At 44.8% G+C, this 16,481-nt stretch carries 10 protein-coding genes; 7 read left to right on the forward strand and 3 right to left on the reverse strand.

What is annotated here, in order from left to right; translation table 11 throughout:
- Positions 1-3 precede the first annotated feature (3 nt).
- Positions 4-393: a DUF423 domain-containing protein gene (locus GL182_RS02680; RefSeq protein ID WP_163378006.1), complete on the reverse strand. Its 390-nt coding sequence runs from the start codon at positions 391-393 to the stop codon at positions 4-6.
- A gap of 10 nt (positions 394-403) precedes the next feature.
- On the reverse strand, positions 404-1,087 hold the full coding sequence (locus GL182_RS02685; RefSeq protein ID WP_163378007.1) for a YggS family pyridoxal phosphate-dependent enzyme: 684 nt from the start codon (positions 1,085-1,087) through the stop codon (positions 404-406).
- Between the two features lie 156 nt (positions 1,088-1,243).
- Here GL182_RS02685 and GL182_RS02690 point away from each other — a divergent pair, with 156 nt between their 5' ends.
- The 3 genes from GL182_RS02690 (at position 1,244) to GL182_RS02700 (ending at position 7,247) form a co-directional block, all read left to right on the forward strand.
- Positions 1,244-1,831, forward strand: coding sequence for a DUF6992 family protein (locus GL182_RS02690; RefSeq protein WP_163378008.1), 588 nt, complete (start codon positions 1,244-1,246; stop codon positions 1,829-1,831).
- Positions 1,832-2,397: 566 nt separating this feature from the next.
- A complete protein-coding gene (locus tag GL182_RS02695) occupies positions 2,398-5,622 on the forward strand; it encodes a SusC/RagA family TonB-linked outer membrane protein (protein ID WP_163378009.1) in 3,225 nt (1,074 codons plus the stop codon).
- Between the two features lie 20 nt (positions 5,623-5,642).
- On the forward strand, positions 5,643-7,247 hold the full coding sequence (locus GL182_RS02700) for a SusD/RagB family nutrient-binding outer membrane lipoprotein (RefSeq protein WP_163378010.1): 1,605 nt from the start codon (positions 5,643-5,645) through the stop codon (positions 7,245-7,247).
- A gap of 55 nt (positions 7,248-7,302) precedes the next feature.
- Here GL182_RS02700 and GL182_RS02705 read toward each other — a convergent pair whose 3' ends face one another.
- Positions 7,303-8,847, reverse strand: a complete 1,545-nt coding sequence (locus GL182_RS02705) for a PQQ-like beta-propeller repeat protein (protein ID WP_240469528.1) — start codon at positions 8,845-8,847, stop codon at positions 7,303-7,305.
- 211 nt (positions 8,848-9,058) lie between these two features.
- Here GL182_RS02705 and GL182_RS02710 point away from each other — a divergent pair, with 211 nt between their 5' ends.
- The 4 genes from GL182_RS02710 to GL182_RS02725 all read left to right on the forward strand — a co-directional run bounded on the left by GL182_RS02710 (position 9,059) and on the right by GL182_RS02725 (position 16,237).
- Positions 9,059-12,379: a VCBS repeat-containing protein gene (locus GL182_RS02710; protein WP_163378011.1), complete on the forward strand. Its 3,321-nt coding sequence runs from the start codon at positions 9,059-9,061 to the stop codon at positions 12,377-12,379.
- Between the two features lie 20 nt (positions 12,380-12,399).
- Positions 12,400-13,770 carry a TrpB-like pyridoxal phosphate-dependent enzyme gene (locus tag GL182_RS02715; protein ID WP_163378012.1) on the forward strand — a complete coding sequence of 457 codons (1,371 nt, stop codon included), beginning with the start codon at positions 12,400-12,402 and terminating at the stop codon, positions 13,768-13,770.
- Positions 13,771-13,786: 16 nt separating this feature from the next.
- Entirely contained in the window at positions 13,787-14,713 is a 927-nt protein-coding gene (locus GL182_RS02720) for an amidohydrolase family protein (RefSeq protein WP_163378013.1), read from the forward strand.
- Positions 14,714-14,815: 102 nt separating this feature from the next.
- Complete coding sequence (locus tag GL182_RS02725; RefSeq protein WP_163378014.1) at positions 14,816-16,237, forward strand: Gfo/Idh/MocA family protein; 1,422 nt, start codon at positions 14,816-14,818, stop codon at positions 16,235-16,237.
- The last annotated feature ends 244 nt before the right edge of the window (positions 16,238-16,481 follow it).

The following is a 16,481-nucleotide window of genomic DNA, read 5'->3' on the forward strand; positions in this document are numbered from 1 at the left end:
ATTTTACCTTTGATTTACTTTGCCAAAACTAAATAATAATAATAATACCCATCCCAAAATAAAGGCCAGACCACCCAAGGGGGTTATGGCTCCCAACAAACTTATCTGGCTAAGGCAAAGAGCATACAAGCTTCCAGAAAAAATCAAAATACCGGCCACAAAAAACCAGGCACTCAGGACCAATCGTTTCTTATCAGGATATAGCCTGGTCAGTATGCCCACCATCAGCAGTGCAAGGCTGTGGTAAAAATGATAATCCACTGCAGTCTCGTAGGTGTCCAACCTACCCGTTTCTACCAAAAAAGGTTCCAGGGCATGGGCACCAAAGGCACCAAAAATCACAGCCAGGGCACCGAATATTGCAGAGACTTGTAAAATCCGTTCTGTTTTCATGTTTTTTAGTTTAGGTATAGTTTCTGGCGCCAAAAATGGCACTACCTATCCGGACCATGGTACTTCCTTCTTCCTGAGCAATGAGGTAGTCCCCGCTCATCCCCATGGACAATTCACTCAACTGAACCTGTTCGGGAAGAGGCTGACTCTTTAGTTGGGTAAACAAGCGGTGCAAGTCTTTAAATTCCTTCCTGATGGTTTCGGAATTGTCTGTAAGGGTGGCCATTCCCATGAGGCCCAGTATTTGAATGTTTTTCATTCCTTTGATTTCTTCTCCATAAAGGAAGTCCATCAATTCCTTCTCGTCCCATCCGTATTTGGTTTCTTCTTTGGCTATATGCACCTGAAGCAAGCAAGAGATCACCCTTTCTACCTTTTTTCCTTCTTTATCTATTTGCTTCAAAAGGCGCAGGGAATCCACACTGTGAATCAGGTGGATAAAAGGGGCGATGTATTTCACCTTGTTGCGCTGAAGATGTCCAATCATGTGCCAACGGATGTCCCCTGGCAATTGATCGGCTTTTTCAACCAATTCCTGCACCTTATTTTCCCCAAAATCCCGGATTCCCGCAGCATAAGCCTCTTCCAGGTCTGATACTGGCTTGGTTTTACTCACAGCAACCAGCCGGCAGCCGGTACTCTTGAAGGTGTTTAGGGTTTGTTTTAAATTGTCTTTGATATCAGGTTCTTGCATTTTAACGTATTAAGCTGCTGTTTTTGTCAATTCAGAAACAAAGATATGGGTATATCAGGTACATTGCTACTAATAAACCTTTTGATGTGTAGCTGGTTTGGATAAAAATATATTTAAATTAAAACCAGATAGGATAATTTTATAAACAATAGACAAATGAAGTTAAAAACGCTGTTTGTATTGGCTGGGATGTTTATCGGAATCATTTGCAAAGGTCAGAACAAATCCTCTATACCTTCCATCAATGAGGAGAGAAAGAGGCTGGAAAGCAATGGTATGCTCGTTCTTGGTTCCTGGGCAGTGGGGAATATCGTTTGGGGAGGAATCGGTGCCTCAAGGACCACGGGTGCCAGGAAGGGGTTTCACCAAATGAATATGTATTGGAACACGGTCAACCTGGCCATTGCCGGACTGGGTTATTTCAATGCCAGGCGCCATCAGGAAAATAAAGGTTTGTGGGAAAGTCTGGAGGCCCAACATAAAACGGAGAAAATTTTACTTTTCAATGCGGCCCTGGATTTAGGGTATATGGCAGGGGGGCTGTATTTGAAGGAAAGAGGTAAAAGACAACAAAAAAATCAGCTGATCGGTTTTGGAAATGCCGTCATGCTTCAAGGGGCTTTTTTATTAGTATTTGATGGGGTGCTGTATGCCCTACAGGTAAAGAATAAAGCAAATTTTAAACCCTGGATGGACAAATTATCCATCCATGCCAACGGGTTAAGTTATAAAATTAAAATATGAAATCGACTCGATTAAAATCATCATTAAACACACAGGGCAATGATTATTTTAATCGTCAAAGATTCCATCTGACCAATAAAAAAAAATTATAAACAGATGAAATATTTTTTTGGTGTGTATTGAAGTGCAATATTTGATCACCTCAGGATTTTTATCAGTTGATAAAAATTAAGTTTTTTCACAGGAGATTTGAATATTTTTAAGCTGTTATATGATAGAGTTGGGTTTAAACTGATTTATTATTTTTCGAATATTTTCTTTTTGAGACAAACTGGTAAAATACCCTTATCAATTATTGTTTGACCAATCATGTAATTTTTACGAAGTAAAATATTCATGTCAAACCTTTTTTTATTTCTCAGATTATTCTACATTTCAGATAAATATTGCTCTTATTGACCGTTTGTCAAGACTTTAAACCTACAATATTGGGTGTTACTGAAGATCTTACAATTTGAAATTTCGTATTTTGGATGACATGGGTTTCTAGTAAAGACCATTGGTGTAAACAATTTTGATAAGGGTTAGCAGGGTAATTGTCATTTTAAATCCAAAATTATCCGTTTATGAAAAACCTATTACTTATTGTCTGCCTGACAATGCTTACCGCTCTCGGGGGTACTGTTTTGGCTCAAACTGTATCCGGGAAGGTGACCGATCAAACCGATGGGATGCCGCTTCCGGGTGTATCGGTACTGATTAAGGGAACATCTACCGGTACCGCCACAGATGTGGATGGAAACTACAGCCTGAATGTTCCAGGGGGAGAAACTGTACTTGTTTTTTCCTTTCTTGGCTTTCAGACTGTTGAGGAAACCGTTGGTAACCGCTCCAGCATAGATATCAGCCTGGCTGAGGATGCTGCGGAACTTTCTGAGGTGGTGGTTACCGCCCTGGGAATTGAGAGAAATGTAAGGGCCTTGCAGTATTCGATCACTGAAGTGGGAGGAGAAGAGTTCACCCAAGCACGCGAAAACAACATTGCCAACCAGTTGGCAGGCCGGGTAGCTGGAGTAAACGTGAGCAACGTAGCTTCTGGGCCGGCGGGTTCTTCCCGTGTCATCATCCGGGGTAATACCTCCCTTCAGGGTGGAAATCAACCCTTATATGTAATTGATGGTATCCCTATGGACAATACCAACTTTGGTCAGGCAGGAGTCTGGGGAGGTGCGGATCAGGGTGATGGTATGACCAGTGTCAACCCCGATGATATCGAATCCATGTCTGTACTGAAAGGGGCCAGTGCTGCCGCACTTTATGGTTCCAGGGCTGCAAATGGTGTGATTTTGATCACCACCAAAAGGGGTACAGCTCAAAGGGGTATTGGAGTAGAGATCAACTCCAATGTGGTTTTTGAAAGGATCAACAACCAGACAGACTTACAGACTGAATTTGGTTCGGGAAGATTTCAGGGTGACCAGATAACCGGCGAAGCGGTAAGACCCACTACCGTCCGGCAGGGATATGACTGGGGTACCGAGGCCTGGGGAGAACGATTGGGTTCCGGTACAGCCATGCATTTTGATGGCGTAGAACGACCTTATGTATATGCGGGAGATAACTGGAACCGGTTTTACGAGACCGGAGCTGCCTATACCAATAGTATTTCTCTCTCAGGGGGAAGCGATACCCAGACTTTCCGGTTTAATGCCACCGATATGAGAAGTTCATCTGTGGTTCCCAATGCTGGTTTTGACCGGTTGAACATGTCAATAGCCACCAATGGCAAATTTGGTAAAAAGCTTACTTTTGACGCCAAAGTGCTTTATTCCAATGAAAGGACTCAAAACAGGCCGAGGTTATCGGATTCACCTGGAAATGCCTTCCAGTCCATATTTGCACTGCCCCCCAATGTAAACGTGGAATGGGGTAAGGGAGATCCCAACAGGTTAGGAACCATTCCTGTAGGCACCGATCCGGCGCTGTTGAGCACCTGGGGATTTGCCGAACAGGAAGAATACCTGATGACCAATAATCCCTGGGGGCAAAATCCATATTTCGCTACGCATCAATTGTCTATCAATGACACCCGAGACAGGATCATTACTTCGGGGTCATTGAAATATGCCATTACCGATCACCTGTACCTTTCCGGAAGAGCAGGGATGGATTGGTTTACCCGAAGAGGAACTACCCTGACCCCGCAAGGAACAGGTTATGAACGAAATGGCAGCATGAATGAAAGTGAGCGAAGGGTAAATGAAATTAACCTGGAAGCCATGCTAGGCTATAACCGGGAGTTTGGTGACTTTGGAGTGAATGCCTTTATTGGAGCCAACAGGATGAGAAGAGAAGATGAAACCATTTCAGCCAATGGTCAGGGATTTAATGTGCCTTTCTTCCATGCCATCAACAATACCGTTACCAGAAACTTTGGATATGGCTATTCTGGCTGGGGAATCAATTCTGTTTTTGGATCTGCAGAGGTGAGCTATAAGAACATCCTGTTTTTGACTGCGACTGGCAGAACAGATTGGTTCTCAGTTTTGGATCCGCAGTTCAATGATATTACCTATCCTTCCATTGGTGGTAGTTTTGTGTTTTCCGATGCCCTGACGGAATTACCTGTTTGGTTGAGTTTTGGTAAGATCAGAGGGTCCTGGGCCAGGGTAGGAAACTCTACTGTAGGGCCTTACCAGATACAGAATGTTTATTCTCTATTGGGTGCGCCTGCCATTGATCACAGCGGAAACCAGGTAGCCATGGCTTCTTTTGCTACTGCAGGAGGCAATGCAGGTACCATTCCAAACCGGTTTTTAAAGCCCCTGCTATCCACAGAAATTGAAATGGGTTTTGATGTTCGTTTTTTCCAGAACAGGTTGGGACTTGATTTCACCTATTACCAGCAGCGCAGTACGGATGATCAATTGAATGCCCAGGTTTCCAGGGCTTCAGGTTTTGGTTCTACTTTGGTCAATTTGGGAGAAATGGAGAACAAAGGGGTGGAAATTTTACTTACTGGTGCTCCGGTAAGGACCAATAATTTCAGTTGGGATATCTCCTTTAATGTGGCCAGAAACAGGAATGAAGTAGTTTCCTTAATTGAAGGCAGTAGTATCCTGAATGTAGAGGAGCCCAGAACGCGAACGGTTTTCGTACAGCACAGGACCGGTTATCCATTCGGAGTACTGGCCGGATGGGTACAGAAGAAGTCTCCTGATGGACAGCCTGTATTTGAAGAAAACGGGGCACCGGTTCAATCCGATGAGATGGAGGTCATTGGGAACGGTATTCCTGACTGGACCGGAGGGATAAATAATAGCATTACTTTTAAGGGTTTTAATTTTTCTGCCCTTGTGGATTTCAGAATTGGGGGAGATCTATATTCCGGTACCAATGTCCGCCTTACGCAATGGGGACTGCACAAGCAGACCCTGCAGGGAAGAGCAGGGGAGGAGCCACTGAGCGTATCCGGTGTGATACAGTCTGGTACCAATGCAGACGGGGATCCTATTTATGAGTCCTTTACCAAGACGCTTGCTCCTGGGGAGGCCAATAATTATTGGAACCAAATGGGAAACAGGGTGCAGGACTATTTCATCTACGATGGTTCTTTTGCCAAGTTAAGGCAGGTGACATTGGGATACAATTTCCCACGAAGCATATTAGATAAAACGCCATTTACCAACCTGAACCTTTCTTTCGTCGGGCGTAACCTATCCATTCTTTGGAAAAATGTAGAAAACATTGATCCTGAGTCAGGATATTCTTCAGGAAATGGTCAAGGACTGGATTACTTCGGTATGCCACAGACCAGGACATTTGGATTCAATGTAAGGGCAACGTTTTAATCACTAAAGGAAAAAATACCATGAAAATTATAAATAGATTTCTCTTTTTTGGTTTGGCAGTCTGCATTTCTTTGTTCAGTTGTGATACAGAAGAATTGCACGATCTGAATATCAATCCCCAGGCAGTAAACGAAATTGATCTCAACTTCATGTTTACTGCAGCTCAACTGGGATCCGCTTCAGGCGGTTCGGCAGGGGATAACCGGTACATTGACTGGCGGACCAATATAGGCATGACCGCCTACCTGATCCAGCACCTGGCAAATGCCGGTGGGGGGATTGCTCCAGGGGATAAATACACTGAAAATTTCGAGTCCAACAATGCGCCATTCGAATTTTTCTATGGAGATGCATTAAAGAATATTTCGGAAGTGATCCGACAGACAGGCCCCGGAGGATACGATGAAGGGAATAAGATCAACACCAGAAATGCTGCCAGAATCATGCGTGTGCTGAATTTTCACAGGCTGACAGATTTCTATGGCAATATCCCTTATTTTGATGCTTTGCAGGGGATGGAGGGAGTTTTCTTTCCGGAATATGATCCCCAGTCTGAAATTTATCCCCACCTTTTACAGGAATTGGAAGAAGCAACAGCAGCCATAAGTGCTTCCAACCCGGATGATGGTTTTGCCAGGGCGGATATCATCTATGATGGTGATATTGACAAATGGAAGCGTTTTGGCTATTCCCTGATGTTGCGTTTGGCCATGAGGGTTTCTGATGCAGCACCTCAATTAGCTGATGAGTATGTGACCAAGGCCATCGCCGGAGGAGTGATGCAAAGCAACGATGACAATGCCTGGGTACCCATGTCAGAAGGTCCTAGTCTGTGGATCAACCAAAATGGTATTTCCAGGGCGTTTTTTCCTGGAGATGGTGGTCAACCCGGTTATTTAAGTGAGACTTTGGTAGATTGGCTGAAAGCTGATGCCACCACGGCTGATGAAGTAGATCCCAGATTGATGGTCCTTAGCGGAGGTATTGCAGATTGGTCAGCTGTATCCTGGACACCTACCAATACCAATCCTTTGGAACAAAAAGGCATGCCCAATGGATTTGATGCTGCCGGATTGGAAGAAATAGAGGGAGGGCCGGTAGACCAGGTGTCTACTTACTCGAGGATCAATTACCTGATGTTGCAGCGAGATAGTCCCTACATGCTGATGAATTATGCAGAATCAGCCTTTTTACAGGCTGAGGCATTGGAGCGTGGGATTGGATCCGGGATTTCAGGTACTGCAGGGCAGCATTATAACCAGGGCGTAAAAGGTGCCATGCAGATGTATACGCCTTTTGATGAGTCACTATCCATATCCGATGCCCAGGTCGATGCTTATTTGGCCAGGCATCCATATGGTGCCGAAAAACCTGCTCTGGAAATGATTGGCGAACAAATGTGGGTGAGTAAGTTTTTCAATTGGTGGGAAGCCTGGTCTGACTGGAGAAGGACAGGATATCCTCAATTGACACCAACCAATTACCCCGGGAATGTAACCCAGGGCCAGATCATGAGAAAGCTCAGGTATCCTGCTGCTGAGGCAGCTACGAATGAAAACTTCCAGGCAGGTGCCACCTTGCCTGATATCTTCACCACCAGGGTATGGTGGGATACGGCTGATTAATAAGCCATGATTGAAACAATAGTGATTTTAAGGGGTGCCTTTCCAGGGCGCCCCTTTATTTTGCGTAGACGCCGTCTCCATCTGATCCCATAAATGCTCCCCAGACCGGTTTGTCTTTCATTCTGATGGGCAGGTCTATTCTCTTTACTTTCATACCAAGAAAGGAAAGGATATCGGTATGGCTGAAATATTGACAATGAACCAAATCCAGGTATCCGTCCCTATCAATGTCTCCCAACCAGGGGGTAGAAAATATGTTTTTAAAACCTTTGGACTGATCCAGAATGTGTAGCTCATCGGATTTAAAATCCATTAAGACTAACTTATTTTCAATGGTAAATGCAGACCTGTCGTCAATGGCTCGATTACAGTCAAATTCATTGATACTGAATATCACTTCATCTGTCCCATCCTTATTCAAATCATAGGCTATAGGCGATGAAAATCCGGTACAACCATACGCTTCCTTTTTGACCACATCGCCTGTTTTTCCATCAATCAATACCTGGATGGATCCGGTGTTTTCCGGCCAAATCCCCTTGCTAACAAATGTAAATAGATCAGGTACCTCATCGGATGTAAATTGACCCACGGCAAAGCTGTTACTACTTTCCGTGTCAGGAATCTGTTGCTGCCAGAGAACATCAAAAGACTTTCCAGACAGGGCTGTGATGGTACTGGCATGAGAAATGGCGATAATATCTAAAAAACCATCCCGGTCCAAATCAGCCAATACCGGGGGAGAAATAAAACCATGATTTTTTTCAGTAACCAGTACCCTGGCATTGGAAAGATCGTTTTTCATCAGGTCTTCCAGCATGGCCAGGTAAAGGCTTCCGGAAATGGTTTCACCTCCAGTCCCAAAGATTACCATGGGTTTATGGTTTTTTCCTTGATTCAATATCAAGGGTGACAGGTAGGTTTCTTTGCCATCGGGCATGCTATCCGCAGCCAAAATTTCCCCGGACAATGCATCTATGACCATCAGAATTCCAGGATACCTTTCCTCCGTCTCAAAAGGTGCTGCTCTGGCATTCCCGCCATTGCTGACAAGTAACTCCGGCATACCATTTCCATTCTGATCGGGTACCAGAACGCTGTTATTGAAATTAAATCTGGCGTGTTTCAATACGGGATGGTTCATGTATTTACTGCTGTCATATTCCCATATCAGGCCACCTGATCGCCCATCAATGCTTTTGAGATGGGGGCCTCTTCCTCCAATGAAAATGTCCGGTACCCCATCCTGATTCACATCATGAAATGTAGCAGACCCATACACCTGATCCACCGTTGGGGCATGCCATAGCAATTCGCCATTTTTCCCGTTGATGGCCAATATGCCATATTCACTGTATTCGAACTCATTTTTGCCTGCACCAATTACAAAGTCCAAAACCCCATCTTCATTTAAGTCCGCTGAACGCAGAGAAGATTGAGATCCTATGACCGGAAAACCGGCTTCCCATACCAGGGAACTGTTCTTTTTTTCCTGGCAGGATAAAGTTGCACATGCAAACCAGGCGATCAGGTAAATGAAACCCCAATAAAACCCCTTCTTTTTCTTCATTTCCTCGTTCAAATATGATTTCAAATTCATTCAATATACTTATAATTGGGAATAATTCTTACTGGACAAGTCAGGTTAACTGAAAACTGAGGCCTGGAAGAAAGTTTCATGACAATTTTGACTGCTATTGTGTTCCCGGCTGGAAAAATGTAGATTTACTCGTATTAAAGGGAATAAGTTTGGGCTCCGAAAAGGCTCAATTTTGCACAATGGATTGAATATGGAATGCTTTAACAAACATATGTTTAGGCTTGTATTTTTGGTTTCCCTTCCTGTTTGGGGGACTTTAGCCCAGGGCTTTGAAAAACTACCTGCCAGAAAAACAGGGGTTAAGTTTCAAAATAACCTGAAAGAGGATCAATTTTCCAACATACTCACCTATGAATATTTCTATAACGGGGGAGGCGTGGCTATAGGAGACATTGATAATGATGGTTTGGACGATATTTTCTTTACCGGAAACATGACTTCAAACAAGCTGTATTTGAACCAGGGGGATTTTAAATTCAAAGACATTACACGAGCTGCCGGGGTGGAAGGAAAACAGGCATGGACCACTGGTACAAGCATGGTAGATATCAACGGGGACGGCTACCTGGACATTTATGTGTGTTATTCCGGAAAGGGCCCTGCAGCATCCAGGAGAAACCAATTGTTTATCAATCAAAAGGATGGAACCTTTGTAGAATCTGCCGAAGCATATGGCCTGGCAGACCCTGCCAATAGCATACAGGCTTTGTTTTTTGATTTCGATCTGGATGGGGACCTGGACATGTACCTGCTCAATCACAATACTCAGGTGATCAATGAAATTGATTTTAATGCCAAAAGGAAAGATCGGAACCCTTTTTCGGGCGATAAATTATTCAGGAATGACGGGGGGTATTTTAAGGATATCAGTGAACAGGCAGGGATTATCGGAAATTCCATGGGTTTCGGTTTGGGCATTGCAGCTGCAGATATTTCCGGAAACGGATATCCTGATCTCTACGTGTCCAATGATTATATTGAACCAGACTACCTGTATCTCAATAATGGAGACGGCACATTTACAGAAAGTCTGACCGATTATTTGCAACATATTTCCTATTTTTCCATGGGTTCAGATATCAGTGACATCAATAATGATGGCCTATCAGACATCTTTACTTTGGATATGCTGCCAGAGGATAACAAGCGGCAGAAATTGTTGTATGGACCCGAAAATTATGAGCAATATGCCCTGATGGTGATGGAGGGATTTTATCATCAAAACATGCGGAACATGTTGCATGTCAACCAGGGAGCAGGGTTTTTCAGTGAGGTGGGCCAGTTTGCTGGTATTTCAAATACAGATTGGAGCTGGGCCGCATTTTTTGCGGATTTTGACAATGATGGCTGGAAGGATCTGTTTGTAAGCAATGGCTATTATAGGGATTACACCAACAGGGACTTTTTAAAATATAAAGGAGACTATTATTTCAGTAAAGCAAGGGATGGTGAGAAGGCGGATACACTTCACCTGGTGACCAGCATGGAATCCACACCGATTCATGACTACTTGTATAAGAATGAAGGTGGCATCGCCTTCAGCGACATGTCTGAGGATTGGGGGTTTGAAGCACCTGGTTTTTCCAATGGAGCAGCCTATGCTGACCTGGATAATGACGGTGCCCTGGACCTGGTGGTCAACCACCTCAATGCGGCCTCTGGAATTTTCAAAAACACGCTAAAATCCGGTGGTAAAACACCAAACTTCCTGCAAATAAAACTTCAGGGGAATGGAATGAATACTTCCGGTATAGGGGCGAAAATCACAGTATATTCCGGTCAGGAGATGCAGTACTTTGAGCAGCAACCCACCAGAGGTTTTCAGTCTTCTGTAAGCCATAAAATTCATGTAGGGTTAGGTGAAACAGAAGTGGTAGATTCTTTACATATCGCCTGGCCCTTGGGCAAAGAACAATGGCTAAAGGGAGTAAAGGCCAATAGTTTTCTGGTTTTGGATGAAAATGATGCTCAGACCATTATGGATCAGGTAGCAGAAAAAGAACAAGCCATTTTTACCCCTATCGTATCGCCCGTCAATTTTGAACACATGGAGCCTGGGTACAATGATTTCAAGCGCCAGCCTTTATTGAGCCATATGCTTTCTCCTACAGGTCCTGTTTTGGCAGTGGCTGATGTAAACCAAAATGGTTTTATGGATGTTTTTGTAGGAGGCGCAAAAGGGAAGTCCGGAAAGCTGTTTTTACAGGTTTCGAATGGTAAGTTTATAGAATCTCAGGGGTTGGACCTGGAGGAAGACAGCCAAAGTGCCACTGCTGATGCCTTGTTTTTTGATGCCAATGGAGATGGTCTGCCGGACCTTTATATTGTAAGTGGAGGCTATCACGACTATACACGGGATTCCCCGGAATTGCAGGATAAGCTTTATATCAACCAAGGTGGTGGTAAATTTAAAAAAGCGGCAGGTGCACTGCCTGGACCAGGCAGCAGTGGATCCGTGGTAAAAGCCATGGACATGGATAAAGATGGGGATCTGGATCTCCTTATTGGAGGCAGGGCAGTTCCCGGTCAATATCCCAAAGCTGCACCATCCTTTATTTTACTAAACGATGGTCAGGGGAATTTCGAAGATAAAACCGAAGTACTTTTTCCAGAGCTTTCATCCCTTGGAATGATCACTGATGCGGAGGTATTGGATTTGAATGGAGATGGATGGGAAGATCTGTTGCTGGTTGGAGATTGGGCACCCATAAGTATTTTTCTCAACCAACAGGGGCAGGGTTTTGAAAATGCCACTAAAGCGTATTTTGACCAGCCTTTATTGGGTAAGTGGACGGTGGTAAAGGCTGCCGACTTTGATAAGGACGGTGACCTGGACCTGGTGGTTGGTAATTTTGGACGAAATAGCCAGCTGAAGGCAAATGGCCAGGAGCCGCTTACCCTTGTATATGGGGATTTTGATGGTAACGGTTCAGTGGATCCCATTTTGACACATTATATTAAAGGAGAAGCTTATCCGTTTATGAGCAGGGATGAACTCCTGGACCAGATGTATGGAATGCGAAGTAAGTTTACCGATTATGCCTCCTTTTCTGAAGCAAAAATCGAAGATATTTTATCCAGGGAGCAGTTAGAGAGCGCTGAAAAATTGGTTATTAACGAACTAAATACCCTATACCTGGAAAATACAAACGGGAAATTTCGGGTTCGGGAATTGCCTGTAGAAGCCCAGTATGCACCTGTGGAGGCCATTACTGTCCTGGACTACGACCAGGATGGCAACCTGGATTTTATCCTGGGAGGCAATCAGAATACAGCCAGATTGAGATTGGGTGTGATGGATGCTAATTTCGGCCAGTTATTTAGGGGAAATGGAAATGGAAGCTTTACCTATGTAAAAACGGCTGACTCCGGATTGTCTTTTAGCGGAGATGTGAAATCAATGGAGGTGATTGACCTGTCTTACCTTAAAATTCTTCTCGTAGGAATCAACAACCAGGGCATTTCGGCTTACTTGCTTAACCGTAGCTTAGAAGATAAACCCCTGAAAAGTCTTTCTAAACAAAATGAATAAACCTAAACGATAGCAATTGAATGAAGATCAGAAAAATCAATTTAGAAGAAAGCGAAATACCTGAAAACTGGTACAACATCATTGCAGACATGCCCAATAAGCCGCTGCCCCCTCTTCATCCGGGTACCCTGGAGCCCATTGGCCCTGAAGCCCTGGCCCCTCTCTTTCCCGAGGCACTGATCAGGCAGGAAGTGACTACAGATAAATGGGTACCCATTCCGGATGAGGTGCGAAACATGTACAGCATCTGGAGGCCGACACCGCTGTATCGGGCCTATGGCCTGGAAAAGGCATTGGACACCCCTGCTAAAATCTACTACAAATATGAAGGAGTAAGTCCTTCCGGCTCCCATAAGCCCAATACCGCCATACCACAGGCTTATTACAACAAGCAGGAGGGCATCAAGAGAATCACCACTGAAACAGGGGCCGGCCAATGGGGAAGCGCCCTGAGTTTTGCCTGCCAGCACTTTGGAATCGAATGCGATGTGTACATGGTCAAACTTTCCTACAAGGATAAGCCTTATAGAAAAATGATGATGAATACATGGGGCGCAAATGTTTATCCTTCTCCTTCGGACAGAACGGAGGCTGGGCGCAAGATTTTGGCAGCAGACCCCGATTCACCGGGAAGCTTGGGAATAGCCATTTCAGAGGCGGTGGAAATGGCAGCGACCAGGGAGGATACCAAGTACGCCCTGGGTAGTGTTTTAAACCATGTCAAACTCCATCAAACCATTATTGGCATGGAAGCCATCAAGCAAATGGAGAAGGCAGGCAGCGACCTGCCCGATATGGTAATTGCGCCCTTTGGTGGGGGGTCGAATTTTGCCGGATTGTCCTTCCCCTTCCTGAGACTGAACCTGGAAGAGGGAAAAAATATCCGCTGCATCGCCAGTGAGCCTTCCTCTTGTCCCAAGTTAACCAGAGGTGTGTTCAGGTATGATTTTGGAGATACCGCAGGCATGACACCACTTTTGCCAATGTACACTTTAGGCCATGATTTTATTCCAGCCCCCATTCATGCAGGAGGTTTGCGCTACCATGGTGCGGGTGTGATTGTGAGTCAGTTGTTAAAAGACCAGCTCATTGAAGCTCAGGCGCACGACAACCTGGAGATTTTTGAAGCAGGGGTTCTTTTTGCCCGCTCGGAAGGAATCATTCCAGCTCCGGAGGCCAACCATGGCATAGCTACGGCGATCCGGGAGGCTGTCAGGTGTAAGGAAGAAGGAGTATCCAAAACGATCCTGTTCAATCTTTGCGGACATGGTAATTTTGATATGAAGGCTTATGATGATTATTTTGCCGGCAAAATCAGGCAGCACGAATTGAGTCAGGAGGAAATAGATGCCTCCATCGCCAAACTGGGGACTCCGACCATCCCGGTTTGATAGCATCTACCTGAATATGAATAAAAGAACTTTTGTCAAAAAAGGGATGCTGGCTGCTGCCTTAGCCATGGAGCCGGTATCCCTTTTTCCCTTTGGTCAGATAAATGGTTATTCTACTGAATGGCCTATTGTGGATACCCACATGCACCTTTGGGATTTATCTGTAATGGATTATCCATGGTTGGAAGGAAGAGGTCAACCCCTGGAAAGGAATTACCTTTTGCAGGATTACCGGGAAGCCACCATAAATTCTCCTGTATCCAAAATGGTATTTGTCGAATGCGGCAGGGCTCCTGAGCAGTACTTGCGAGAGGTGGACTGGGTTCGGGGGCTTTCCGAGGAAGATCCAAGGATAGCAGGCATGGTGGCTTACTTTCCACTAGAAAAGGGAACGGCCGGGCTGGGAGCCATGGAGGAAATGGCGCAAAGGGATATTGTACGGGGCATAAGAAAGCCATTTTTGCCTGAGAATCCTGGCTATATCCAGGGCATAGCCCTGCTGAGAAAATTTCAATGGGTGTGTGAGGTGAATATAGGACCCGGACAACTCAGGGACTTTCTTGATTTGGTGAAAAAATTTCCTGAGCAGGTATTTATCCTGGACCACATGGCCAATCCCGATATCCGGAATCAGGATTGGCGTGTCTGGGCAAAAGCGTTAAAACCCTTTGCTCCCATAGAACAGGTACATTGTAAAGTGTCAGGTATGCTGACACATGCATCAGAAAACTGGAGATTGTCCGACTTACAGCCGTATTTCGATACGGTGCTGGAAGTTTTTGGTCCGGAAAGGCTTTTTTATGGAGGAGACTGGCCGGTAGTGCTTCGCGCAGGATCCCTCTACCAATGGATGACCACTTTTTATGCCCTCTCACAGGCATTGTCACCGGAGGAAAAGAAGAAATTGTTTTACCGAAATGCGGAATTGGTCTACAGGGTTTAAATCTTTTCTTTGGATTTGAAGAAATTTTTTTACTGAATCCCAAATAATTTAGGATGAATAGAGATTGATTTTTAAATTTAATGGACAAAAAAATATTTGCAGATGCTTGATAAACCGAATAAAGTAGAAAAACCAGATTCCAGAAGAAATTTCATAAAAGCTTCCACCCTTGGTGCAGCAGGATTTTTTATTGTCCCCAGGTTTGTGCTGGGAGGCAAAGGCCATGTGGCACCCAGTGACAAGGTGAATATTGGCATGGTAGGCGTAGGTGGTAAAGGACGCCAAAATGCGCAAGACTTAATGAAATTAGACGATGTGCAGATCACAGCCATTGCAGATCCGGGTGAATATTGGGATCTGGCCAATTTTTACTATCGCTCCATTGCTGGGAGAGGCCCTGTAAAAAGGATGGTTGAAGATCATTATGAGGACAAGACTGCAAACTACAAACTCAACGAATACCTGGACTTCAGGGAGATGCTGGAAAAGGAGTCCAGTCTGGATGCCATATGCTGTTCTACTCCAGATAATACCCATGCCTTTGTGACCTATGCTGCGATGAAGCTGGGGAAGCATGTTTATTGCGAAAAGCCGCTTACCCATAATATCCGGGAGGCCAGGATGATAAAAAAGTTGACTGAGGAAACCGGGCTGGCCACTCAGATGGGAAATGTAGGCCATAGTACCGATGGTATCCGGCAAACGGTGGAGTACCTGAGGGCTGGAGTGATTGGTGAAGTAAGGGAAACACATTCCTGGGTACCTGCTTCCAGGTGGATTCCTGAAATGAAGGCTTTGCCCACTGCTGCTACCCCAAAACCACATGGATTTGACTGGGATCTTTGGTTGGGGCCATCAGCCAACCGGCCCTATCATGAATGGTATTCACCTGTGACCTGGAGAGACTTCTGGGATTTTGGCTGTGGAGCGTTGGGAGATTTCGGCTGCCATGATATGGATGCGGCTACCTGGGCTTTTGAATTGGGCCATCCGGAAACCATTGAAGTGTTTCCAGCGGGATTTAGCAATCAGAACATTGCTCCCTATGGAGAAATCGGCTATTATCATTTTCCTGACAACAATACCGGTAATCCCATTCAGTTGACCTGGTACTCTGGAGGAGTAAAACCACCCTTACATCCCTCTCTTCCTTCTGGTTATCAGTGGCCTTCCCGGGGAACTTTATTCATTGGGGATAAGGGTATCATTGTAAATGGTGGGGATCGTGTACCACATGTTTTTCCGGAAAGCCTGGCGGATAGCATGAGCAAACCGAACGAAATCATTCCCAGGTCGAAAGGACATTTCAGGGACTGGGTAGATGCCATTAAGGGAGGGCCGACTGCCAGTGCCAATTTTGAATATGGTGCCCATCTTACTGAAATTACGTTGCTGGGCGTTTTATCCCTGCGGATGAAAGGTCAGAAAATTCACTGGGATGCAGCAAACCTGAAAGCTAAAGGGCTGGATGAAGCTGATCCCTACATCAGTGAGCCTGTTAGGTCAGGTTGGGAGATGAGTTGAACCTGATTTAAATATGTTTTTGAAATTCTATTGTAGTCTTTAACTAGCTTAAAATCGGATTTATACTCGCAATAGTCCATTTCATCGAATTGAGGCCATTTTTCAGTTTTCAAATGGCCTTGATTTCTTTCAATAATCAAAATTCACCATAAAACCTGTTAAAAACCGGCTGAAAGGGAAGCTTGGTATAAACCAAAAAAAGTCCACATGAATGAGTGGGCTTTTTTAGTGATGCGGGACCAAA

The organism is Cyclobacterium sp. SYSU L10401, assembly GCF_010993705.1.
Classification (GTDB): domain Bacteria; phylum Bacteroidota; class Bacteroidia; order Cytophagales; family Cyclobacteriaceae; genus Cyclobacterium.